Raw genomic sequence first — 25,842 nt, 5'->3', positions numbered from 1 at the left:
TTTTTTTATTTAATTTTACACAACCGATTGTTTTTCTAATGTGGCAATTTGATCCCGAAACCAAGATAATGAGGTATTTTAATTTTATTTTCTATGAAAAAAGAAGAGTCAGAAGAGGGAATGTGCCGCAATTCATATCGTGAAAATAAGATAGAAATAAACTGTGTAATATTTTGTTTTGAAGACAAAAAGCTAAAAGTTTTACTAATCAAAAATGAAAGCGATTTTGATAATCACAAATGGAAATTACCGAGTGCTGGATTAAATGAAATGCCAATGCTTCAAACAGCACAAGAGATATTGAGAAGATATATTTCTTCAGATGATTTCTTTTTAGATCAATTAAAAGCATTTGGTCATCATTCTTCATTAGTACAAGAAAATATTTCTATTGTATATTATGCAATGGTAAGGAAAGAAAAAACTCAAGAGGAGCAGGAGTTGCATTCGAACCTAATTTGGATTGAAGCCAATACTGTAACTCAATTAGATGCGAACGATAGGATGATGTTGGATTTTAGTCTTAAAGAATTAAAAAAGAATATTTGCTGCAGTGCAATAGGTTTTAATCTTTTAGCAGAAAAATTTACTTTACTTCAGGTTGTTAATTTGTATGAAGAGATTTTAGGCATTCAGATTAATAAGGTCAATTTTAGAAGGAAGATCCTGCAAAGAAGATTGGTGCAAAGTTTGGATGAAAAAGAAGAAGGTGTGTCCTATCGAGCTGCTAAATTTTACAGTTTAAATGTGCCAAAAAATGAAGTAACTTGGAATGTCAAGTTCAATTTTATATTTTAAAGAATTAGTTTCTGGATTAAAATTTTCAGATTACTCAATCTGATAGTTAAAGAACGTTACTTATATGTCATTTAAATACTTCTTTCAAAATTACATAGAGGTGACAGAATAATCGCCATTCAAATTTCACCTTATATATTTCTATTCAATCAAGATTTCTTTTTCATTTATTTCAATGAAACTTTCTGAGCAATCGATTGTTTGCCTCTCATATGTCTTATAAACATAAGTTGTCTTTAAAATTGTAATAATTAACTGTAAAATTATATACAATAATTGCTTACAATGATTACAAACTTTCAAATTGTAGAGGAAAAGCACTCACATCTTCAATTTTATAGTTTCTTTAAGAATATTGAATAATCCTTTTGTTATTCCTAAATATTACTACAACGTTTTAGTAGAATTTGATATATTTTCAATATTTTGTGTTTAATTATACGATTAACATCTTTTTTTTAGCCTTTTTTTTCTTATTCAATAAAAAATAATTTACACAACCGATTGTGTGTGATAAATAAATTTTTATATTTGTAATAAATACACTTATAAAGGTGGTTTTATTTGATCTCCTTATATAAGGTAAAAACTTACTAACAAAACCAATTAATAATTAAATCAATTTTTATGACTAACCATTTTACTGCAAGTAAACAGAGACATTTAAAATGTTTGTGTTTTTTTATGCTGATGTTTGCGTTTTCATTTCAATCTAAAGCACAGACGACAGTTACTGGAACGGTAACTGATGATAGCGGACCGATTCCCGGAGCTAATGTTAATTTAAAAGGATCTAAAAACGGAGTAAGTACTAGTTTTGATGGTACTTATTCTATAAATGTACCATCCAATGGAGTACTTATATTTAGTTTCATAGGATTAAAAAGTGTAGAAGTACCCGTAAACGGGCAGAAAAATATAAATGTAAAGCTTGAAGAAGATGCCAATAACTTAAAAGAAGTAGTAGTAATTGGATACGGTACACAAATTAAAGAAGCTGTTACAGGATCTGTTGCTTCTCTTGGCGGGAAAGAATTAAATGAAGTTCCTGCGGCCAACATTACTCAAGCACTTCAAGGACGACTTCCTGGAGTTGAAATGACACAGACTTCTTCTAAACCTGGAGCCGCAATGCAGATCAGAATACGAGGAACCAGATCATTAACAGGAAGTAACGATCCGTTGGTAGTATTAGATGGAGTACCTTTTGCAGGATCAATTGGAGATATAAATCCTTCCGATATTAAATCTGTAGACATTCTAAAAGATGCTTCGGCAACTGCAATTTATGGTTCAAGAGGTGCAAATGGAGTGATTCTCGTAACCACTTTAAAAGGACGTAAAAACCAGAAAGCCACATTTAATTACAACGGATTCAGCGGTATCAAACAAGCATGGTCTAAATATCCTATGATGGATGGACAAAAATTTGCAGCACTGCGTGATTACACAGGTCTTTATGTAGATGGTGTAAATGAATCTCGCAGCACAAATACTGACTGGCAGAATCTTCTTTATGGTTCAGGAGAAATGATCAGTCACGATGTTAGCGTTTCTGGAGGAACCGAAGCAGGAGCGTATAATGCAGGATTAGGATATTATAAAGAAGAATCTGTTCTTCCGGGTCAAAGCTATGAGCGTTTTAGTCTGAGAGCAGGTTTAGATCAGCAGCTTAACAGATCAATACGTATAGGATTCAATACCAATAGTAATTACAGTATTACAAATGGAGATAATATTGGTACAGGTACTATTTTAGCTACTTCGCCTCTTGCAAATCCATATAATGCAGACGGTTCTTTAAGAAGAACTGTGAGTATGGCAGCCGATGATCAGTGGGTTTATACCAGACAGTCTATAAAAAATCTAGGAGATGCATACGTTAACCTAAACCGTGCTTTCAGCTCATATAATAATATTTTTGCAGAAGTAAAAATTCCGGGTATTGACGGTTTAAAATACAGACTTAATACAGGTTTGAATTTCCGTACATCCAATTCAGGATATTATGAAGGACAGGGAGTTTTTGACGTAAATCCTGCAACACTTTCGAATGCGGCCATTACTAACGGATGGTCTACACAATGGCTTTTGGAAAACTTGCTGACGTACGATAAAACCTTTGCACAGAAACATACTATAAATTTTGTCGGTTTGTATTCAAATGAACAATATACAGGACAAAGTTCAAGAGTAACTAGAAACGGTATTACATCTGATGCCTTCCAGTTTTATAATTTAGGGCAGAGTGAGGAAGAAGCGGTTATCAACCCAGCCGATCAAGATTATACACAGTGGGGATTGACCTCTTATATGGCAAGGTTAATGTATTCGTATGATAATCGTTATTTCATATCAGGAACAGTTCGTTCTGACGGTTCTTCAAGACTTTCTCCAGGGAACAAATGGGTGACTTATCCAGCAGTTTCAGCAGGTTGGACGCTTTCAAATGAGTCTTTCCTTAAAAATGTTAAAAATATTAGTTTACTGAAATTGAGAGCTGGATATGGAGAAACATCCAATCAAGCGGTATCTCCGTATGCCACTTTAGGAGCTTTAAGTACAAGACCTTACAATTTTGGCAGTACTAATTCAACGGGTGTATATGTTACAGAGCTGCCAAATCCTAATTTAGGATGGGAGTTTTCAACGACATGGAACTACGGTTTAGATTTCGGATTCTTCAACAACCGCTTATCGGGTACAGTTGAATATTATAAAACCAATACCAAAAATTTACTTCAGCGTGTGGGACTTCCAGCAACTTCTGGTGTGAGCAGCTATGTGGCAAATGTTGGAGAAACAGAAAATAAAGGATATGAAATTTCGCTAAACGGAGTTATTTTAGATAATCCTAATGGTGTGACATGGACAGTAGGGGTTAACTTCTATAAAAATGAAAACAAGCTGGTGGCTCTAGCTTCTGGAGCCAGCCGTGATGAAGCCAACAACTGGTTTGTAGGATATAATATCAACTCTATTTATGATTACCAAAAAGTGGGAATCTGGCAGGAAGGCGATCCTTATATGTCAATTTATGAGCCAGGACCTACGGGTATTAACCAGCAGGGAACCGTTGTAGGATCTATTAAAGTGAAATATACAGGAGAATATAATCCAGATGGTTCGCCAACACGCGCTATAAATGCAAGCGACCGCCAGATTATTGAAACAGATCCAGATTTTCAGGGCGGTTTTAACACGAATGTAACGTACAAAGGGTTTGATTTTAATGCAGTAGGAGCCTTTAAAAGCGGTGGTGTATTAATTAGTACACTTTATGGAGGAGCAAGTTATATGAACTTATTAAACGGACGAAGAAGCAATGTCGATGTAGATTATTGGACTCCTGATAATAGAGATGCAGAATTCCCGAACCCAAGAGGAATTAGAAGTGGTGATAATCCGAAGTACATGTCAACTATGGGCTACTTTGACGCCTCGTATGTAAAAATTAGAGCGCTTACTTTAGGCTACACTATCGACCAGAATTTTACAAGAAACTTAGGAATCGACAAATTAAGATTATACTTCACAGCACAGAACCCGTTTGTTTTATTCTCTCCTTATCATGATAAATCGGGAATGGATCCTGAAACAAATTCATTTGGAGATGAAAATCAGGCTGTTGCATCTTATCAAAGAAGATTTTCGGTTATCGGTACCAATACACCTACAACCAGAAATTATTTACTTGGGCTTAATTTAACATTTTAATCAGACGCAGACATGAAACGATATATTTTTAAAAATTTAATTATAGGGTCAGCGGTTTTATTCTCCTTAGCTGGCTGTTCAGATATATTAGAAGAAAAACCTCATGATTTTTATGAACCAGGTTACTTTAAAACAGAACAGGGAGTTAAACAAGGATTAACTTCTCATTACGCACATTTACGCTGGATTTACGGACAAGCTTATTTTTATAATGCCTGCCAGACAGGAACAGATGAAGCAACCTACGCGCAGAGTGCAGACGGTAATTTTAAAGATCACGATTTATCTGGAGTAGGGATTATTAATCCAACTTCAAGCCGTTCAGATGTTTTGTGGAATAACTCTTATTATGATATCAATACCGCCAGTGGTATTATTGAGAATGGAGCAGCAGTAGGAGTTGCCAGCAGTTTAATTGCAGAATCTAAATTCTTTAGAGGATTTGATTATTTTCTGCTTGTTCAGACTTTTGGCGGTGTACCATTGGATTTAGGAGCTGGTGAATTAAAATTTAATAGTAAGCCATCTCGATATTCTAAACGTAATACTGTTCCTGAAGTATATACAAAAGCCATTTTCCCAGACTTATTAACAGCAGTTAATGATCTTCCTGATGCACCAAGATTGACCGGTACAGTAACCAAAACGGTAGCACGTTTATTTTTAGCTAAAGCGTACCTAACGTATGCTTGGTGGTTGCAAAATCCTAACAATATACCAACCTATCCAGATGCTCCAAGAACAGATCCTGATGGGCATAACGCACAATGGTACTTTCAAAAAGCCTACGATGTAGCTGTTGAAGGAATAAATAATCCAGGTTCTTATGGATTGCTTGACTCTTATTATGATGTTAATGCGGGTGCAAATGACAGAAACAAAGAAGTAATGCTTTTTGCAGATCATACGCAGGAAAGCGAATATTATAATGGAGCCAGTCTTACGTATGGTAGCGGTGGTGCCCCAGATAACTTTTCAGGCTGGATGGTGACTTGGAATTATACTGCTATTAGAAGTAAAAATGGAACTGCTGCAGTATCTTCCGTTCAAAGAGAAGCAAACCAATTTCTAGGACGTCCGTGGACGAGAATGGCACCGCCAATCGAAGTTTTCACCAACACTTTTGCTGATAAAACCAATGATTCTAGATACGATGGAACATTCGCAACTGTTTACAGAGGCAATTGGAATCTTCAGGGAACAGGTCTTACAGGCGTTGCTACTTTAACGAATGCTAATGGTTTGACAATTAAACCTGGAGATGCAGTTTTAACGTTCCTTAATGACGAGCCTGCAACGGCTATAACGTATCCTTCTGGACAAGGAGACAGCGGAATTGGAGCCGGAGTACTGCCAGGAAGAGCAGATTATGTAATTTCTCCAAAAGGTATCAGCAGAATTGTATACCCAGGTTTCTGGAAACTTGGACCATACAGAACAGATAATGCGGGCGGACTTGGACAACCTAATGCAGGAAGCACAAGACCATTTCCAGTAGCAAAATTCTCTGAATTATATCTTGTAGCTGCCGAAGCAGCGGTTAAAGGCGCAACAGGATCTCTAACGGCAAGATCACTTGTAAACGTATTAAGAGCCAGAGCAGGAAAATGGAAATGGGACAATAACGAAAATACAGCTAAAATACAAGATAATAGTGCTGCCATGACAAGTGCCACTCCTGCTGTAATCGATATAAACTATATTCTTGCTGAACGTTCACGTGAATTTTTTGGAGAAGGTTACCGCTGGTATGATTTAGTGAGAACACAAAAATGGAATGAAATTGCAGGTAAGTATTCTATCGGAGGATCTAATTACGGACAGCATACACCTGAAGTTGTAACCAGAACTATTGATGTGCATCATTATCTAAGACCTATTCCACAAGGACAGCTGGACGGAATGGAAATGTCTGCAGCAGAAAAAACAGCTTATCAAAATCCAGGATATTAATTTCATTTATTAAACTAGCATTCATAATAGTGTTAATCTTACAAGTAACTTCTATTAAGATCTAAGTTAGTTTGGTTGGGGCCGAGAGTCATGCTCTCGGCTTTTTACTATTTTTCAAGATATTTATTAATAATAATGAACATGAACAATAAAAGAGCCTTTTTTTTACCTGCAGTTATACTGCTGTGTTCACTGCTTATGCAGGCGCAGAATAATACAAAAAAAATAAAAAATGGAAAATCACCCATTTTTTCAAATGTTGTATACAAAGGAGATGACCAGATTTATAAAAACAATCCATTAAAAGAAGATGAGTTTTATTCTCCAATTCTTCAAGGATGTTATCCTGATCCTGCCATTACTAGAAAAGGAGACGATTTTTATATGGTATGCTCTTCATTTGCGATGTTTCCGGGAGTGCCGATTTTTCATTCTAAAGATTTAGTAAACTGGACTGATTTAGGAGGCGTACTGAATAACGTTTCAGAATTTAACCCTCACGATACAGGAATCAGTGCAGGTGTTTACGCACCTGGAATTACTTATAATCCTCACAATGACACCTTCTATATGATTGTTACTGCTTTTACAGGCGGTTTAGGCAATATCATTGTAAAAACTAAAGATCCCAAAAAAGGATGGGGAAGCCCAATTAAATTAGCTTTTAACGGAATTGATCCGTCTATTTTCTTCGATGATAACGGAAAAGGGTATGTGGTGCATAATGATGCTCCTGATAAAGGAAAAGAATTGTACGTTGGGCATCGTGTAATTAAAGTTTGGGAATATGATTTGGAAAAAGATCAGGTAATTCCGGGTACAGATAAAATTATAGTAGATGGCGGAGTCGATCTTTCTAAAAAACCAATTTGGATCGAAGCGCCTCATTTGTATAAAAAAGACAATCATTATTATTTGATGTGTGCCGAAGGCGGTACAGGAGGAAACCATAGCGAAGTTGTTTTTATCAGCGATAGTCCAAAAGGACCTTTTAAACCATCTTCTAATAACCCAATTTTAACCCAAAGATATTTTCCTCAAAACAGGCCTAACAAAGTAGATTGGGCAGGACATGCCGATTTGGTACTTGGGCCCGATAACAAATATTATGGCGTATTTTTAGGAATTCGTCCAAATGAAAAAGATAGAGTAAATGCAGGACGCGAAACCTTTATGCTGCCAGTAGACTGGTCTGGCACTTTTCCTGTTTTTGAAAATGGATTAGTTCCAATGGGGCCAAAATTAAAAATGCCAACCGGTGTGGTAAATAAAACAGGCAAAGAAGGATTTTTCCCTAATGGCAACTTTACATTTACAGAAAATTTTACTTCAGAAAAATTAGATTACAGATGGATCGGGTTAAGAGGACCAAGAGAAAAATTTATTTCTGTGGTTAAAAAAGGATTGCAGATTAATCCGTTTCCGGTAAACATCAAAGAATTAAAACCAACTTCTACCTTATTTTACAGACAGCAGCACAATACTTTTACTTTTTCAACAGGATTAGAGTATAAACCAGAATCTGAAAATGATCTGGCAGGAATCGTATGTCTGCAAAATGAACACTACAACTATGTTTTTGGTGTAACAAAAAAAGGAAAAGATACTTATGTACTTTTAGAAAGAACTGAAAATGGACAGTCAGAAATTATTTCAAGCGCAAAAATAGAAATCAAAGGAACTTTACGTCTGCAAGTAAAAGCCGAAGGAGACAATTACCAGTTTAGCTATGCTTTAAACGGAGTTGATTTTCAAAACCTTGGAACCCCAGTTTCAGGAGACATTCTTTCGACAAATGTTGCGGGCGGGTTCACAGGAGCTTTGATAGGACTATATGCTACTGCTTCTAATACTTCTAATGTAAAATAGTAATAGCCAGCAAAGAAGTGCTTTATTAATGTACTTTTAGATAGAATAGAATCTTTTAAACTTTAAAAGTAAATATGAAAAGATATTTAAAATATATATTGTTTTTACCGCTTTTTGTTTTCATAACAGCATGTAAAACCAATCAGACATTAGTAGATTCTTCTCGAAAGTCGGCTTCAGTAAATTGGGTAGGATCATGGGCGTGTGCACAAATGCTTGTAGAACCGCACAATATGCCTCCAGCTCCAGGTTTGGCCGAAAATACATTGCGCCAAATTATAAAAGTTTCGATTGGAGGAGAACATATTCGACTGCGCTTCTCCAATTTATTTAGCGATCAGCCTACCGTTTTAAAAAAAGTCAGCATAGCCAATGCGCTTGAAGCTCCAGCAATTGATAAAAACACGCAAAAGATTCTCAGCTTTAATGGAAATCAAGAAATAATAGTACAGCCGGGAGCTGAGGTATTTTCAGATGACTTGAATTTTCAGTTAAAAGAAGGTCAGCTTCTTGCCATCACTATTTATTATGGAGTTTCATCAGAAAAAACATCCGGGCATCCTGGCTCGAGAACAACTTCGTATATTTTGCCAGGCGATCATCTTAGCGATGACATTTTTTCGGGTGCAGTAAAAACAGATCATTGGTATTCTATTATGGGACTCGATGTTATGGCATCAAAAAACACATCGAATATCATTTGTTTAGGAAACTCCATTACAGACGGACGTGGATCTGGAACAAACAAGCAAAACCGCTGGACCGATATTTTGGCAGCTCGACTTGCGGCAAATAAAACGACTAAAAATATCGGAGTCTTAAATTTAGGAATAGGAGGAAATTGTGTTGTAAAAGGTGGACTTGGACCAACGGCTCTAGAACGTTTTGATCGCGATGTGCTCTCGCAAGCAGGGGCGAAATGGCTTGTAATTTTGGAAGGAATAAATGATATAGGTGGAATTAAACGAGCTGAAGATGCTCCTGCAAAAGCACAGGAAATTATAGACGCTTATAAAATTATGATACAAAAGGCGCATGCCAAAGGCTTAAAAGTATACGGATGCACGATTCTGCCTTTTCAAAAATCATTTTACGACGCGCCTTTTAAACAAGAGGCGAGAGATATTGTAAATGCATGGATTCGAAATAACAACTTTGATGCGGTAATCGATTTCGACAAAGAAATGGCTTCAAAAGAAGATGCTAAAACCATTTTAGGCAATATGCATGATGGCGATTTTTTGCATCCCAATGAGTTAGGATATCAGAGAATGGGTGAAGTAATAGATTTAAATTTATTTAAATAAAACAGATTTAATTTTTAAGACATAGAAACATAGATTTTTATTGCTTTTGTTTAAGATTATCGAAAAAGCAAGCTTTAACACATAGCTAAATGAATTGAAATTAGTGAAACGCCTTTTTTAATGATACTTTGGGACTATGATTCTATGGGTTAAAAGTAATTTCACGCAACGAGTTAACCATTAGTAAAAAGATATATCAGCCAGTTGTTCTGGCAGTACAATAATTTAACAAGATATCATGAAATCAATAATTAGATTTTTCGCAGTTGCTGTTCTTTTATTTATGGGGCAGAAGGGATATTCTCAAGATCCAAATTTTCATGTTTATTTAAGTTTTGGACAGTCCAATATGGAAGGTGCGGCTCCAATAGAAGCTGAAGACAAACTAAATGTAGATCCTCGTTTTCAGGTTCTGGAAGCAGTAAACTGCCCAGATTTGAATCGCGAAATGGGAAAATGGTACACCGCAATACCGCCATTATGCCGATGTAAAACAGGATTGACGCTAACAGACAATTTTGGACGAACTATGGTTGCCAATCTTCCTAAAAACATAAAAGTGGGAGTGGTAAATGTTGCTGTAGGAGGATGCAAAATAGAACTTTTTGATAAAGACAATTTTGATAATTATATGAAAACAGCGCCAGATTGGATGCTGGGTATGATTAAAGAATATAATGGCAGTCCGTATGCAAGACTTGTGGAAATGGCAAAAATTGCACAAAAAAAAGGAGTCATAAAAGGAATTTTACTGCATCAGGGAGAATCTAACACAGGTGATACATTATGGACAAAAAAGGTCAAAATCGTGTACGACAATCTGATGAAAGATCTGAACTTAGATCCTAAAAAAGTGCCTCTGCTTTCTGGAGAAACGGTAAACGAAGACCAAAATGGAAAATGCGCTAGCATGAATAAAATCATTGCAACTCTGCCTCAAACTATTCCAACGTCGTATGTGATTTCTTCAAAAGGCTGTGCGGTTGCTCCAGATTTTCTGCACTTTAACCCGGCAGGCTATAGAGAATTAGGAAGACGTTATGCCGAAAAAATGCTTTCGCTTTTAGGGTATAAATCCAATAACCCAAATGATCCTTTTATAGTTCAGGCGCCAATTGGATTTGACCAGCTAAATCCAGCAGTTCCAGCAGGAAAAGTAGAAACGGTAAGCTATGAGTCAAAGACAGTTGGAACGGTCAGAAAAGCAACGGTTTATACGCCGCCTGGATATGCTAAAAACAAAAAATATTCGGTTTTATACCTTTTGCACGGAATTGGTGGAGATGAAAAAGAATGGCTAAACGGAGGAAACCCGCAGATTATATTGGACAATCTGTATGCAGAAGGAAAATTAGAACCCATGATTGTGGTTATGCCAAACGGAAGAGCCATGAAAGATGACAGCGCCACAGGAAATATAATGGCGCCAGACAAAGTGCAGGCATTTTCAGATTTTGAAAATGATTTATTGAAGGATTTAATTCCTTTTATCGAAAAAAAATACAGTGTTTTAAAAGATAGAGAGCATCGTGCCATTGCAGGACTTTCTATGGGAGGAGGACAGTCTTTGAATTTCGGTTTAACAAACCTAGATAAATTTGCTTGGATAGGTGGATTCTCTTCGGCTCCAAACACTAAGAAAACAGAAGAGTTAGTGCCGAATCCTGAAGAAACAAAAAAGAAACTGAAACTGCTTTGGATTTCTTGCGGAGATAACGACTGGCTTCTTGAAAACAGCAAGCGCACACACGATTATCTATTTAAAAATAATGTGCCTCACATTTATTATCTCGAGCCGGGCGTTCATGATTTTAAAGTTTGGAAAAACGGTTTATACATGTTTTCGCAGTTATTGTTCAAACCTGTTGACGAATCAAGTTTTGCAAAATATACTGTTTTAGGGACTGTAGCGCAAACTAATATTCGCAATGCCAAATATCCTCAAATATTTCCAGATAACAGAGTGATTTTTAAGGTCAATGCGCCAGAAGCCTCAAAAGTGCAGATCGATTTGGGACGAAAATACGATATGCAGAAAGATGGACAAGGCGTGTGGAATGTTACAACCGATGTAATAAATGGAGGGTTTAATTACTATTCGCTTTTAATTGACGGCGTGGCAGTAGCAGATCCGTCAAGCGAGACTTTTTATGGCATGAGCCGTATGGCAAGCGGAATTGAAATTCCGAAAAGAGATGGTGATTTTTATGAATTGAAAGCTGTTCCGCATGGCGAGGTACGAATAATGAAATATTTTTCAAAAGGAACCAATTCATGGCGTGAAATGTATGTCTATACGCCGCCAGGATATGAAACTTCATCGGAAAAATTTCCTGTGTTATACCTTTTGCATGGAGGTGGCGAAGATCAAAGAGGATGGAGCACTCAAGGAAAAGCAAATTTGATTTTGGATAATTTGATTGCAGAAAATAAAGCAAAGAAAATGCTTATTGTAATGCTTGATGGAAATATGGGCAATACTGGCGGTATTGCAGGTTTTGGTGCAGAAACATTAAAAGCATTTGAAAACGAGCTCAAAAACGGAGCAATACCTTTTGTAGAAAGCAATTTTAAAGTGGCTGCAGACAGTAAAAATAGAGCTTTAGCCGGTTTATCAATGGGCGGGCTGCAAACGCTTTATGCCGGAATTCAAAATTCGGCTATGTTTTCAAGTTTAGGAGTATTCAGTTCTGGCTGGTGGGCAAACAACCCAAAATTATCAGATCCTCAATATGATTTTATGAAAAACAATGCACAGACTATTAATGCTAATCTAAAGAATTTCTGGATTTCGATGGGAGGAAAAGAAGATATAGCCTACGAGAACTGTAAAATTATGACGAAGAAATTCGATCAATTTGGCATTAAATACAGTTACAGTGAATATCCTGGCGGACACACTTGGCCAGTATGGAGACATGATTTATTCCTGTACTCACAGTTACTTTTCAAATAAAAAAAGCAGATTTAAAAATTTGATATACAAATTGATAAAAAGCAATTCATGAAAACCTACCGTAAATTTATAAGCACAGTTATTATTGTTTTAGTAAGTACGATGTCTAAAGCTCAATCTTTTATAACAGAAGATAAAAGCCAGAATGTTATGGTGCTGAAAGAAAAATCGCTTTCACTTTCTTTTTTTGTAAATTCAAATTTAGATGCGGGAGTTTTGCGTGCTGTAAATAATCTTCAGTTGGATTTTGAAAAAGTTACAGGTCAGCGCCCCAATATTTTGAATCAAAATCCTAATGTTTCGTCACCGCTCATTATTATTGGAATGATGGGATCTAACTCGGTTATTGATGATTTAATTAAACAAAAAAAAATTGATGGAAAAGAACTCAAAGGCAAGAATGAAAAATTCATCATACAAGAGGTTAAAAATCCTTTGAAAGGAGTAGCCGAAGCGCTTGTAATTGCAGGAAGCGACAAACGCGGAACCATTTACGGAGTGTATGAATTGTCTAAACAAATTGGCGTTTCGCCTTGGTATTATTGGGCTGATGTGCCTGTAAAACACAAAGAAAACATTTACTTCATTAAAGGAACGTACACAGAAGGAGAACCTGCCGTAAAGTACAGAGGCATTTTTCTTAATGACGAAGCGCCAGCCTTAAGCGGTTGGGCAAAAGCTACTTTTGGCGGTTTCAACAGCAAATTTTACGAAAAAGTTTTTGAATTAATCCTGAGACTGAAAGGCAATTACATCTGGCCAGCCATGTGGGGAAATGCGTTTTATGATGATGATGCAGCCAGCGGACCTCTTGCAAATGAAATGGGAATCGTAATGGGAACTTCTCATCATGAACCAATGGCTTTGGCACAAACCGATTGGCGCCGTTACATCAAGAAAAATAATTTGCCAAATATTTGGGATTATTCCAAAAACAAAAGGGTTTTAGACGAATTCTGGAAAACAGGTATTCAGCGAAGCAAAAACTGGGAAAAACTCGTAACCATTGCAATGCGTGGCGATGGAGATGAAGCCATGAGTGAAGGTACTAATATAAGTCTGTTGGAAAATATTGTAAAAGAACAGCGCAAAATTATTGAGAAAGAAACGGGTAAAAGTGCCAGTAAAACACCTCAAGTTTGGGCTTTATACAAAGAAGTTCAAGATTATTACGATCAGGGAATGCGCGTTCCTGATGATGTAATTCTTTTGTTTTGTGATGATAACTGGGGAAATGTCCGCAAACTTCCAGATCTTTCTAAACCTTTGCACAAAGGCGGATACGGAATGTATTATCATTTTGATTATGTTGGCGCGCCAAGAAATTCAAAATGGATTAACATAAGTCCAATACAAAGAGTTTGGGAACAGATGAACCTGAGCTATGAAAACGGAGTAGACAAAGTATGGATTGTGAATGTGGGCGATTTAAAACCAATGGAATTTCCAATCAGCTTCTTTTTAGATATGGCTTGGAATCCTAAAAAATTCAACTCTCAAAATCTTTTCCAATACACAGAAAACTGGACAGCAGAACAGTTTGGAAGCAAATATTCTAAAGAAATCGCCAGATTATTAAATACCTATCCAAAATTCAATCGCCGTGTGACTCCAGAAATGCTGGACAGCAAAACCTACTCATTAGAAAACTACAATGAGTTTGAAACTGTTGTAAACGATTATAAAAACTTGGCATTGGATGCTTATAGAATTTACAGCGAACTTCCTGACGAATATAAAGACGCTTATTTTCAGCTGGTTTTATATCCAATAGATGCCTGCTGCAATCTTTATGAAATGTATTTCGCGCAAGCAAAAAATAAGAAACTGGCAGAGCAAAAAAATAGTCTTGCCAATTATTATGCAGATGAGGTTAAAATTAAATTTGAACGCGATTCGATTCTTCAAAACAAATACAATAATGAGATTTCAGGAGGCAAATGGCCTCACATGATGGATCAAATGCGCATAGGATACAAAGCTTGGCATGATGGTCCTAAAAATATTCTTCCAGAGGTAAAATACTTATCGGATAGCGAAATAGTATCTCCGAAAGTTTTTGTAGAAAAAGACGGTTACGTTTCTATTTATGCCGAACATTTTTCTAAAATGAATAATTCTAAAAGAATACATTGGGAAGTAATTCCAGATTTTGGAAAAACACAGAGCGGCATTACAACCTTTCCGCAAAGTGGTTATCCTACGGCAGAAGATAATATATTTGTAGAATACGAGATTAATTTTGCTTCATCGGGAGAATGCAATGTTGAACTTTTACTAGCTCCAACCCTTAATTTTAACAGCAACAAAGGACTTCGATATGAAATATCTTTTGATGGCGAAAAACCGCAGCTAGTCAATTTTAACGGACATTATAAAGGAGAATTAGGTAAATGGCAGGCAGAGCACATGATTCATTCCACAACAAAACATACGATTCTGAAATCCGGAAAACATACGCTTCGTTTCAGAGTTTTAGATCCGGGAATTGTGCTTCAAAAAATACTAATCGATACAGGAGCTTTAAAACCTTCGTATTTAGGAGCCCCAGAAAGTGAACGAGTGTCTCAATAAATTTTGCATATTTGACGAAAAAGAGAAAATCTTATCTTGTATCTTCTATAACTTTAAACTAAATCTGTAATGAAAAACAAAATTTTGTTTTGCCTATTCGCCTTATTCATCGGAACTAAAATATCAGCCCAAATGCAGTTATTTGATTTAACCGAAGTAAGACTAAAAGAGGGGCCATTTAAAAATGCACAAGATGTAGATCTTAAGTACATTTTAGCATTAGATCCAGATAAACTTTTAGCGTCCTATTTATTAGAATCAGGGCTTCCGCCGAAAGCAGATCGTTACGGAAATTGGGAAAGCATAGGATTGGACGGCCATATTGGCGGCCATTATCTTTCGGCCTTATCCATGATGTATGCCTCGACAGGAAATGCAGAACTTAAAAATAGGTTAGATTATATGCTTTCAGAACTGGCGCGCTGTCAGGATAAAAATGGCAATGGTTACGTTGGAGGCATTCCGCAAGGCAAAGTTTTTTGGGATCGAATCCATAAAGGAGATATCGACGGAAGCAGTTTCGGATTGAACAATACTTGGGTGCCAATCTATAACATTCACAAACTTTTTGCAGGGCTTATTGATGCGTACCACTATACGGGAAGCGAGAAAGCCAAAGAGATCGTAATCAAACTAGGAGATTGGTTTATAGAATTAATCCGTCCGCTTTCAGATGAGCAAATCCAGAAAGTTTTAGCAACAGAACATGGTGGCATCAATGAATCTTTTGCCGATTTGTATATCATTACCAAAAACAAAAAATACCTTGGAACGGCGGAGAAATTATCGCATAAAGCATTTTTAAATCCGTTGTTGCAAAAAGAAGATAAACTGACGGGTTTGCATGCCAATACGCAGATTCCTAAAGTGGTTGGCTTTGAGAAAATTGCGGTTCTTTCGGATAATAAACAATGGTCGGATGCCGTAGAATATTTTTGGGATAATGTGACCCAAAAAAGAACCGTTGCATTTGGCGGAAATAGCGTTTCGGAACATTTTAATCCGACAAACGATTTCAGCGGAATGGTGAAATCAAATGAAGGTCCAGAAACCTGCAATTCGTACAATATGGAACGCCTTGCCAAAGCTTTGTTTCTCGATAAAAACGATGTGCATTATCTGGATTTTTACGAGCGCACACTTTACAATCATATCCTTTCGAGCCAACATCCCGAAAAAGGAGGTTTTGTTTATTTTACGCCTATTCGTCCCAATCATTATCGCGTGTATTCGCAGCCTCAAACCAGCATGTGGTGCTGTGTAGGAATTGGACTTGAAAATCATACCAAATATGGCGAATTGATTTACAGCCATTCAAAAAATGATCTTTTTGTAAATCTTTTTATTCCGTCGGTTTTAAAATGGGAAGAAAATGGGATAGAACTAGAACAAAATACAAAATTTCCGTATGAAAATCAGACCGAATTAGTTTTAAAACTTAAAAAAGCAAAAACCTTTGCTTTGAATATCCGTTACCCAAAATGGGCCGAAAGTTTTGAAATATTCATTAACGGAAAAGAACAAAAAATAACCTCTAAATCGTCTGAATATGTTGCGATTTTAAGAAAATGGAAATCGGGAGATAAAATAGCAATGAAATTTCAAACAACGCTGCATTTAGAAAATCTGCCAGACGGATCTAATTGGAGTGCATTTGTAAAAGGGCCAATTGTACTGGCAGCCAAAACTTCAACAGAAGGATTAGATGGTCTGTATGCAGATGACAGCCGAATGGGACATGTGGCGAAAGGAAAATTTATGCCGCTTGATGAAGCTTATGCATTGGTTGGAGAAAAAGCAGATTATATCTCGAAACTCAAAGAAACAGGAAATTTAAGATATAGCTTGGATTCATTAGAATTAGAACCTTTTTTTGAAGTGCACGATGCCCGTTATCAAATGTATTTTCAAACCTACTCTAAAGAAGAATATAAGGAAAAGCAGGAATTGCTGAAGCAGCAGGAAAAAGAAGCTATGGCTTTAGAAGCCAAAACAATAGATAAAATAAATTGTGGGGAGCAGCAGCCAGAAGTAGATCATTTGTATAAAGGAGAAAAAAGCAATTCGGGTTACGAGGACGGAAAGTTTTGGCGCAATACCCGTTCTTATATTTCGTATCAAATGCTGAATAAAAACAAAAAAGGCCAGTTTTTGCAGATCATTGTTTTGGATGAATTCAACAGCAATAATAGTACGATTTTGATTAATGAAAAACCAGCACTAATAATCGCTTCTGATAAAAAAACAATCAAAATAAAAATAGAAAATAGCGAAGTGCTGAACATTAAAATTGTAGCAAAAGAAGGGAAAACCAGTCCAAAGTTTGCTCAACTTAGAATTGTAACGGATTAATATATCTGTGGTAATTAAGAATAAAATTTAACACACAGAAACATAGATTTTTTATTGCTTTTGTTTGAGATTATAGAAAAAAGCAAGCTTTAACACATAGCTATGTGAATTGAAATTAGTGAAACGCCTTTTTTAAAGTTTACAAAATCTATGTTTCTATGTGTTAAAAACAATTATGCATTAGATCAAATTTTAATATCTCCGTCTGATACTTTTTAGAAAAACGAAAAACAACTATGAAAACAAAAGATTTTATATATACGGTTCTGGCGATTGGCTTAACTATCTTGACAAGTCAGGCTCAAAAAGATAAAGCTCAGAATCCTATTATTTTTGCAGATGTTCCTGATTTATCGATAATCAGAGTGGAGGACGCATATTATATGAGCAGTACAACCATGCACATGAATCCCGGAGTTCCGATTATGAAATCTAGCGACTTAGTCAATTGGCGTCTGGTTAATTATGCGTACCAAACTTTAGAAGACAAAGATGACCGGCTGAATTTAGATAACGGAAAAAATGATTACGGAAGAGGTTCTTGGGCGAGCAGTCTGCGCTATCATAACGGAATGTATTATGTGAGCACTTTTTCGGGAACAACAGGCAAAACCTATATTTTTTCTACAAAAGATATTGAAAAAGGTCCTTGGAAAAAGATTGTTTTAAACAATTCTTATCACGATCACTCTCTCTTTTTTGATGATAATAGCAAAGTCTATCTGGTTTGGGGAGGCGGAAAACTTCAAATAGTCGAATTAAAAGAGGATTTGTCAGCAGTAAAAGAAGAAACCAAGAAAGTTTTAATAGAAAATGCCAATGCGCCTGCGCAAAGCGAGATTATGCTTCCGGCAGAAGGATCGCAGCTTTTTAAAATTAAGGGAAAATATTATCTGTTTAATATCTGCTGGCCCAAAAATGGCATGCGTACCGTAATTATACACAGAGCAGATGCTATTGAAGGGCCTTGGGAAGGGAAGATCGGACTGCAGGATTTGGGCGTTGCGCAGGGCGGACTTATCGATACTCCAGATGGCAGATGGTTTTCGTATTTGTTTAGAGATGCTGGAGGCGTAGGGCGTATTCCGTATCTAGTTCCTGTAAAATGGGAAAACGGCTGGCCAATCTTGGGAGAAAATGGTAAAGTGCCGCAATATCTAGACCTTCCGGCCAATAAAAGCCTAATTCTAGGAATTGTAAATTCTGATGAATTTACACGTAAAAATGGAGAAAATGATCTGCCGTTGGTTTGGCAATGGAATCATAATCCAGATAATGTCTCTTGGTCGGTTAAAGAAAGAAAAGGCTATTTGAGACTAAAAACATCTAGAATTGACAGCAGTTTTACGCAGATAAAAAACATTTTGACTCAGAGAACTTTTGGTCCAGTATGTTTTGGAACTACTATGCTGGAGCTTTCTAATCTGAAAGAAGGAGATTTTGCCGGTCTTTCGCTGCTGCAAAAAGATTTTGGTTTGGTTGGAGTAAGAATGGAGCAAGGGGCAAAAAAAATAATCATGGTAGAGGCCGAAAAAGGAAATCCGAAAGAAATAGAAAGTGTTTTATTAAATCAGAACAAAATATATTTTAAAGCCGAATGCAATTTTAAAAACCAAGCCGATCAAGGAAGATTCTACTACAGTTTAGACGGAAAAAAATGGATTGCTATAGGAAAACCAATTAAGATGCCCTATACCATTCCGCATTTTATGGGTTACCGATTTGGCTTGTTTAATTACGCTACCAAAACGGCAGGAGGTTTTGCTGATTTTGATTATTTCCGTTTGGAGGATAAAATTTCAGAAGCGAATTAATCTTGATAGAAAAGCTTCAAAACCATTTAAAAGTATAAAACGATGAAAATAAGATATTGGTTTGTCATAAGTTTGTTTTCGGCAGGTAGCGTCAATGCGCAGCTGCTGCCGTATAAGAATCCGTCGCTAAGTTCTTCTGATCGCGCAAAAGATTTAATTTCAAGATTAACGCTCGAAGAAAAAGCAGCGCTAATGTGCGATCAGTCTGATGCTGTTCCCAGACTTGGCATTAAAAAATTTAATTGGTGGAGCGAAGCCTTACACGGTTATGCAAACAATGATAATGTGACTGTTTTTCCTGAACCTATAGGAATGGCAGCCTCATTTGATGACCAATTGCTCTATCGCATTTTTGATGCGGTTTCTGACGAAGCAAGAGCCAAATACAACCAATGGATTAAAGATGGAAACGAAAACAAACGTTTTTTAAGTCTATCGGTATGGACGCCAAATGTCAATATTTTTAGAGATCCAAGATGGGGACGCGGACAGGAAACCTATGGTGAAGATCCTTATCTGACCTCCAGAATGGGAGTGTCGGTTGTAAAAGGATTGCAAGGTCCTGCAGATGCCAAATACCGCAAACTTTTGGCTTGTGCGAAACATTTTGCCGTGCACTCTGGTCCTGAATGGAGCAGACACGAATTGAATTTGAATAATGTAAATCCGCGTGAATTGTACGAAACCTATCTGCCTGCGTTCAAAGCATTGGTACAGGAAGCCGACGTGCGCGAAGTAATGTGTGCCTATCAGCGTCTGGACGATGAGCCTTGCTGCAGCAATACCCGATTATTGCAGCGCATTCTTAGAGAGGAGTGGGGATATAAATATATGGTCGTTTCAGACTGTGGCGCCGTAACCGATTTTTATACCACGCACAAAGTTTCGTCAGATGCGGTGCATGCCGCTTCTAAAGCCGTTTTAGCAGGAACAGATGTAGAATGTGTTTGGGAAAATTATCCTTTTAAAAATCTTCCCGAAGCTGTTGAAAAAGATTTGATTAAAGAAGCAGACATCAACAAAAGTTTGCAGCGCGTCTTAGAAGGCCGTTTTGAATTGGGAGAAATGGATGACGATGCCATAGTGCCATGGGCTCAGATTCCAGCCTCAGTGCTTAATAGTAAAGAGCATCAGCAGCTAGCTTTAGAAATGGCTCAGAAATCAATGACATTGCTGCAAAACAAAAACAATATTCTTCCATTGTCCAAAACATCAAAAAAAATCGCAGTAATCGGACCAAATGCTGCCAACGAACCGATGTTATGGGGAAATTATAATGGAACGCCAGTTAAAACAATTACAATCAAAGAAGGAATAGAATCCAAAACAGGACAGAATAAAATCTTTTATGATAAAGCCTGCGATCTGGTAGAAGATAAAGTCAACCAAAGCTATTTTGATCAGATTTTTTTTGAAGGCAAAAAAGGAATGAAAGCCACGTATTGGAACAATCCTAATAGAGAAGGAAACAGCGTTATTTCAACTCAAATTACCAATCCGATAAAAATGACAACAGCCGGACAGCATGAATTTGCTTCTGGAGTTAAATTGGAAGGCTTTTCTGCAAAATACGAAACGGAGTTTACCGCAAAAACAACAGATACGCTTGTTTTTAAAACGGGTGCAACAGGATTTTTTGAATTGTGGGTTAATGGAAAATCTATTGCAAAATATACAAACTGGAGAACAGTTCCTGCCAATATTCCGTTTTCGGTAGAAGCTGGAAAAACCTATAAAATTGAAATTGATTTTGCACAGTCAAACAACTGGCAAGCGAATCTGGAGTTTGATTTTGGGAAAGAATTTGACATCAACTTTGCTTCTTTAATCCAAAAGTTAAAAGGCATTGATACTGTGGTGTTTGTTGGAGGACTTTCTACTTTGCTTGAAGGAGAAGAAATGCCGGTTTCTTATCCTGGTTTTAAAGGAGGAGACAGAACCAATATAGAATTGCCAGCCGTACAGAGAAAATGTTTAAATGCATTAAAAGAAGCAGGAAAAAAAGTAGTTTTTGTAAACTGTTCGGGTTCTGCAATTGCTTTAACGCCAGAAACATCAAGCTGCGATGCTATTTTACAAGCATGGTATCCGGGACAATCTGGAGGACAAGCCGTAGCCGATGTACTTTTTGGAGATTATAACCCATCTGGAAAATTACCGGTTTCCTTTTATAAAAATTCGGAAATATTAGGCGATTTTGAAAACTATTCGATGAAAGGACGCACTTACAGATATACTACCGATGTATTATTTCCTTTTGGTTTCGGATTAAGCTATTCTAAATTTATCGTGGGTACAGGAAAATTGAGTAAAAGCAAAATAAAAGCAGATGAAAACATTCAATTGCATATTCCGTTGCAAAATGCGAGTAAACGCGACGGAACCGAGATTATTCAGGTATATGTTAAAAAAGCAAATGATACCGATGGACCTTTAAAAACATTAAAAGCTTTTCAGCGTGTTGCTGTAAAAGCAGGAAATAAGGAAAATGTGGTTATAGACTTGCCTGCTTCTTCATTTGAATTTTATGATGCAGCAACGATGGGACTGAAAGTAACTTCTGGAGAATATGAAGTGTATTATGGTACTAGTTCGGCATCAAAAGACCTTAAAATGCTTAAAGTTGTCGTGCAGTAAAAAGTGTAAATCAAAGAGGTTTTGAATCAGGTTGGTTACTGTTTTTTAACCTAAATTAAATAACAATCAGATAATGTATTTCATAAAAAAAAGATTTTTAGCAGTATTGATAATTCCTATATTTGGTTTTGCTCAAAACCCTATTGTACAGACCAGTTATACTGCAGATCCAGCTCCAATGGTGTACCATAACAAACTGTATTTATATACATCGCACGACGAAGAAAACTCTACATGGTTTACCATGAACGATTGGAAATTGTATACCACAGAAGATATGGTCAACTGGACCGATCACGGTGCCATATTATCCTATAAAGATTTTAGCTGGGCTAAAATGAATGCTTGGGCAATCCAATGCATCGAAAGAAAAGGCAAGTTTTATTTGTACGCACCAATTACCGATAATCAAGGTAAAAACGGCATTGGCGTAGCAGTATCCGACAGTCCTTACGGCCCTTTTATAGATCCGTTAGGAAAACCATTAGTGCAAAACAGCAGCGCCGATATTGACCCAACAGTTTTTATTGATGACGATAATCAAGCCTATTTATTATGGGGTAATCCCGTTTGCCATTATGTGAAATTAAATGAAGACATGATTTCTTATAGTGATGAAATTCAGATATTTCCCAACACAGTAGAAGCATTTGGAAAACGCGTAGGAAAAGAAGATCCACGCAGACCCACTACTTACGAAGAAGGGCCATGGCTCTATAAAAGGAATAAATGGTATTACCTGTTTTTTGCGGCAGGTCCTATTTCGGAACATATTGGCTATTCGACAAGTAAAAGTCCGCTGGGTCCATGGAAATATCAGGGCGTTGTAATGCCAACTCAAGGAGAGAGTTTTACGAATCATCCTGGTGTAGTAGATTTTAAAGGGAAAACCTATTTCTTTTACCATAATGGCGCATTGCCCGGCGGAAGTGGTTTTACAAGATCTGTAGCTGTAGAAGAACTCCAGTTTAATTCGGATGGAAAAGTCAAGGAAATCAATATGACTGAGGGAATCAAAAAAGGAATCGCTGCTTTTAATCCGTATGTGAAGTCAGAAGCAGAAACTATAGCTTGGTCAAAAGACGTAAAGTCAATGCAGAATAAAGAAGTTGGTGTATTCATTACTGCCATGAAAAATAATGCCTATACAAAAGTACGAGATGTTGATTTTCGCGAATCGGGTGCTTCAAAATTTACTGCCCGTGTAGGTACTACACATAACGGGAATGTATCTATGGAAATACGATTGGACAGCCTTGATGGTGAATTAATTGGAACTGTAGAAGTTCCTATGACAGGAGGAAACGACAGATGGGCTCTGGTTACAACCAATGTCAAAAAAACTTCAGGAGTGCATGATCTCTTTTTTATATACAAAGGAAAAGCTGCTGAAAATATTATGTATTTTGATTATTGGATGTTTTCGAAATAATGATTTAAAAACAGTATTTTTTCCAAAAAAAAGTTCTAGCCATTAACCAAAAATAAATTTTATGAATTTTAAAAGTTTAATTTTTTTATGTTTAGTCAGTTTCTTTCAGCTAAACGCCCAATCCGTAGTAAAAAGCCCCGACGGGAAACTTGCCGTATCGGTTTCAGTAAATGACGGAAAAGCTGAATATACTGTCATTTATAATCAAAAAACTTTCATCGAGAAATCTCCTCTTGGTTTAAAAACAAGCGCAGGAGATTTTAGTTCTGGATTGACGTTAGAAAAAAATGTCGGCCAGAATACAATCAAGGAATCCTATCAGCTGCGCAACATAAAAAAAAGTAACGGTCAGTATACCGCAAATGAAGCCATTTTTTCGTTTACCAAAGATGGCAAATCTGCTTTTGATGTCATATTTAGAGTAAGCAATAATAATCTGGGATTTAAATATAAAGTATATCCGCAGAAAGAAACCCTTTCTTGTGTGGTTCAGGAAGAAGTTTCAAGTTTTTTGCTGCCTAAAGGAACTACTACATTTTTGTGTCCGCAGAGTAATCCAATGACAGGATATGCCCGAACAGCTCCTAGTTACGAAACCTCATACACTCTTGATGATGCAGTTGGAAAAAACGGATGGGGAAATGGCTATACATTTCCATGTTTGTTTAAAGTAAATAACAGCGGATGGGTTTTAATTTCTGAAACAGGCGTAGACAGCGGATATTGTGCCAGCCGATTAATAGGCCATGAAAACGGATTGTATACCATTGGATTTCCAATGGCGGGAGAAAACAACGGAAACGGAACAACTTCACCTGGAATTCCGCTTCCAGGAGAAACTCCATGGAGGACAATTACCGTTGGAGAAACATTAGCGCCAATAGTGGAAACTACTATTCCATTTGATTTAGTTAAGCCAAAATACCAAGCTTCAAAAGAATATCAATACACAAAAGGCACTTGGAGCTGGATTATGAAAATGGATAGCAATACCACTTTCCCAGTACAAAAGCAGTATATTGATTTTAGTGCTTTAATGGGATATGAAACCATTTTAATTGATGCACTTTGGGATACGCAGATAGGTCGTGATAAAATAGCCGAATTAGCCGCATATGGTACGCAGAAAGGTGTTGGACTTTATTTATGGTACAATTCAAATGGATATTGGAATGACGCTCCGCAGGGACCAAAAGGATTAATGGATAATGCAGGCATGCGACGCAAAGAAATGGCATGGATGAAAAGCATTGGAATAAAAGGTATTAAAGTTGATTTTTTTGGTGGAGACAAGCAGGTTACCATGAAATTGTATGAAGATATTTTAACCGATGCCAATGATTTCGGAATAATGGTTATTTTTCACGGCTGCACGCTGCCTCGTGGCTGGGAACGTATGTATCCAAACTTTGCATCTAGTGAAGCAGTTCTAGCAAGCGAAAATTTACATTTTGGACAGCAAAGCTGTGATAACGAAGCGGTAAATGCGGCAACTCACACTTTTATTAGAAACACGGTAGGAAGCATGGATTTTGGAGGAAGTGCTTTAAATAAATTCTACAACAGCGATAATATTCCAAATAAAGGTTCAAAAAGAATGACTTCTGATGTATTCGCAATAGCGGCTTCAGTTCTTTTTCAAAGCGGCGTACAGCATTTTGCCTTAGCACCAAACAATCTATCAGATGCTCCTGATTGGGCTGTAAAATTTATGAAAGAGGTACCAACAATATGGGATGAGGTTCGATTTTTAGAAGGCTATCCGGGCAAATATGTAATACTAGCGAGAAGAAAAGGTTCCAAATGGTACATTGCGGGAATTAATGCTGAAAATAAAGTATTGAAAACAAAATTAAAATTAGGAATGCTGGATTCTAATACAGCAGTAAATTGTTATACAGACGACAATCAGCTAAACGGGAGAGTAACCACTTTTAAAATAAATAAAAACAAAGAAGTGGAAATCAATATACCTCATAATGGAGGAATATTGATAACAAATTAAACCATTTTTATATCCCTTAAAAAGCCAGCTTATTGTAAGCTGGCTTTTTTGTTTGAGAATCTTCTTCTTACAAGAATACTTCAAAATTTAAATTTTATACTATTACTTGTAAAGATAAATATCAACAGGATTAATTTAAATTCTCTACACTAAGTAATTCTTTATAACTGTATTATCCTAAAAACAGTTTTTTAGCAACCGATTGCTTTTTTTGTGCTTTTTCGACCTTTTTTTTTGCTTCAATGTTTAGCAAAATTTTAAATTTAGATAGATATATTTCTATTTAATAAGATTAAACTTTCTAAATAGACCTGTTTTTAAGAATTTTAGGTCACTTTTTAATATTGCATTTTTTGTGGGAAATTTAGCAATTGGCTGTAGAATTGCTATTTTTTATTTTAAAATTATTTTCAAAATGAATTATTTTT

12 protein-coding genes are annotated in these 25,842 nt (G+C 36.5%); all 12 read left to right on the top strand.

Features of this window, described 5'->3' with window-relative positions; genetic code table 11:
• Nucleotides 1–93: 93 nt before the first annotated feature.
• Nucleotides 94–798 carry an NUDIX hydrolase gene (locus tag J0383_RS05070; RefSeq protein ID WP_207297358.1) on the top strand — a complete coding sequence of 235 codons (705 nt, stop codon included), beginning with the start codon at nucleotides 94–96 and terminating at the stop codon, nucleotides 796–798.
• Nucleotides 799–1,425: 627 nt separating this feature from the next.
• Nucleotides 1,426–4,515: a SusC/RagA family TonB-linked outer membrane protein gene (locus J0383_RS05065; protein WP_207297357.1), complete on the top strand. Its 3,090-nt coding sequence runs from the start codon at nucleotides 1,426–1,428 to the stop codon at nucleotides 4,513–4,515.
• A 12-nt stretch (nucleotides 4,516–4,527) separates the two neighbouring features.
• Complete coding sequence (locus tag J0383_RS05060) at nucleotides 4,528–6,468, top strand: RagB/SusD family nutrient uptake outer membrane protein (protein ID WP_207297356.1); 1,941 nt, start codon at nucleotides 4,528–4,530, stop codon at nucleotides 6,466–6,468.
• 141 nt (nucleotides 6,469–6,609) lie between these two features.
• Complete coding sequence (locus tag J0383_RS05055; protein ID WP_207297355.1) at nucleotides 6,610–8,337, top strand: glycoside hydrolase family 43 protein; 1,728 nt, start codon at nucleotides 6,610–6,612, stop codon at nucleotides 8,335–8,337.
• Nucleotides 8,338–8,411: 74 nt separating this feature from the next.
• Nucleotides 8,412–9,644 (top strand): SGNH/GDSL hydrolase family protein, encoded by a 1,233-nt coding sequence (locus tag J0383_RS05050; protein WP_207297354.1) that lies wholly within the window; start codon nucleotides 8,412–8,414, stop codon nucleotides 9,642–9,644.
• A 238-nt stretch (nucleotides 9,645–9,882) separates the two neighbouring features.
• Nucleotides 9,883–12,600 (top strand): alpha/beta hydrolase-fold protein, encoded by a 2,718-nt coding sequence (locus J0383_RS05045; RefSeq protein WP_207297353.1) that lies wholly within the window; start codon nucleotides 9,883–9,885, stop codon nucleotides 12,598–12,600.
• A 48-nt stretch (nucleotides 12,601–12,648) separates the two neighbouring features.
• The gene (locus J0383_RS05040; protein WP_207297352.1) at nucleotides 12,649–15,174 is read left to right on the top strand and encodes a glycosyl hydrolase 115 family protein; all 2,526 of its coding nucleotides are present in this window, start codon (nucleotides 12,649–12,651) and stop codon (nucleotides 15,172–15,174) included.
• A gap of 69 nt (nucleotides 15,175–15,243) precedes the next feature.
• Nucleotides 15,244–17,526 carry a glycoside hydrolase family 127 protein gene (locus J0383_RS05035; RefSeq protein ID WP_207297351.1) on the top strand — a complete coding sequence of 761 codons (2,283 nt, stop codon included), beginning with the start codon at nucleotides 15,244–15,246 and terminating at the stop codon, nucleotides 17,524–17,526.
• 236 nt (nucleotides 17,527–17,762) lie between these two features.
• Nucleotides 17,763–19,340: a glycoside hydrolase family 43 protein gene (locus J0383_RS05030; protein WP_207297350.1), complete on the top strand. Its 1,578-nt coding sequence runs from the start codon at nucleotides 17,763–17,765 to the stop codon at nucleotides 19,338–19,340.
• A 42-nt stretch (nucleotides 19,341–19,382) separates the two neighbouring features.
• A complete protein-coding gene (gene xyl3A, locus J0383_RS05025) occupies nucleotides 19,383–21,977 on the top strand; it encodes a xylan 1,4-beta-xylosidase (protein WP_207297349.1) in 2,595 nt (864 codons plus the stop codon).
• A 73-nt stretch (nucleotides 21,978–22,050) separates the two neighbouring features.
• Nucleotides 22,051–23,409, top strand: coding sequence for a glycoside hydrolase family 43 protein (locus J0383_RS05020; RefSeq protein ID WP_207297348.1), 1,359 nt, complete (start codon nucleotides 22,051–22,053; stop codon nucleotides 23,407–23,409).
• A gap of 61 nt (nucleotides 23,410–23,470) precedes the next feature.
• Nucleotides 23,471–25,414: a glycoside hydrolase family 97 protein gene (locus J0383_RS05015; RefSeq protein ID WP_207297347.1), complete on the top strand. Its 1,944-nt coding sequence runs from the start codon at nucleotides 23,471–23,473 to the stop codon at nucleotides 25,412–25,414.
• The last annotated feature ends 428 nt before the right edge of the window (nucleotides 25,415–25,842 follow it).

The sequence above is a fragment of the Flavobacterium endoglycinae genome (assembly GCF_017352115.1).
In the GTDB taxonomy this organism is placed as follows: domain Bacteria; phylum Bacteroidota; class Bacteroidia; order Flavobacteriales; family Flavobacteriaceae; genus Flavobacterium; species Flavobacterium endoglycinae.
The sequence above is the reverse complement of the archived record's forward strand: the minus strand, read 5'-3'. Positions and strand labels throughout refer to the sequence as shown.

What these genes read in the sequence shown, in the direction of transcription:
- J0383_RS05070 (WP_207297358.1), top strand. Translation starts at nt 94, where the DNA reads ATGAAAAAAGAAGAGTCAGAAGAGGGAATGTGCCGCAATTCATATCGT.
- J0383_RS05065 (WP_207297357.1), top strand. Translation starts at nt 1,426, where the DNA reads ATGACTAACCATTTTACTGCAAGTAAACAGAGACATTTAAAATGTTTG.
- J0383_RS05060 (WP_207297356.1), top strand. Translation starts at nt 4,528, where the DNA reads ATGAAACGATATATTTTTAAAAATTTAATTATAGGGTCAGCGGTTTTA.
- J0383_RS05055 (WP_207297355.1), top strand. Translation starts at nt 6,610, where the DNA reads ATGAACAATAAAAGAGCCTTTTTTTTACCTGCAGTTATACTGCTGTGT.
- J0383_RS05050 (WP_207297354.1), top strand. Translation starts at nt 8,412, where the DNA reads ATGAAAAGATATTTAAAATATATATTGTTTTTACCGCTTTTTGTTTTC.
- J0383_RS05045 (WP_207297353.1), top strand. Translation starts at nt 9,883, where the DNA reads ATGAAATCAATAATTAGATTTTTCGCAGTTGCTGTTCTTTTATTTATG.
- J0383_RS05040 (WP_207297352.1), top strand. Translation starts at nt 12,649, where the DNA reads ATGAAAACCTACCGTAAATTTATAAGCACAGTTATTATTGTTTTAGTA.
- J0383_RS05035 (WP_207297351.1), top strand. Translation starts at nt 15,244, where the DNA reads ATGAAAAACAAAATTTTGTTTTGCCTATTCGCCTTATTCATCGGAACT.
- J0383_RS05030 (WP_207297350.1), top strand. Translation starts at nt 17,763, where the DNA reads ATGAAAACAAAAGATTTTATATATACGGTTCTGGCGATTGGCTTAACT.
- xyl3A (WP_207297349.1), top strand. Translation starts at nt 19,383, where the DNA reads ATGAAAATAAGATATTGGTTTGTCATAAGTTTGTTTTCGGCAGGTAGC.
- J0383_RS05020 (WP_207297348.1), top strand. Translation starts at nt 22,051, where the DNA reads ATGTATTTCATAAAAAAAAGATTTTTAGCAGTATTGATAATTCCTATA.
- J0383_RS05015 (WP_207297347.1), top strand. Translation starts at nt 23,471, where the DNA reads ATGAATTTTAAAAGTTTAATTTTTTTATGTTTAGTCAGTTTCTTTCAG.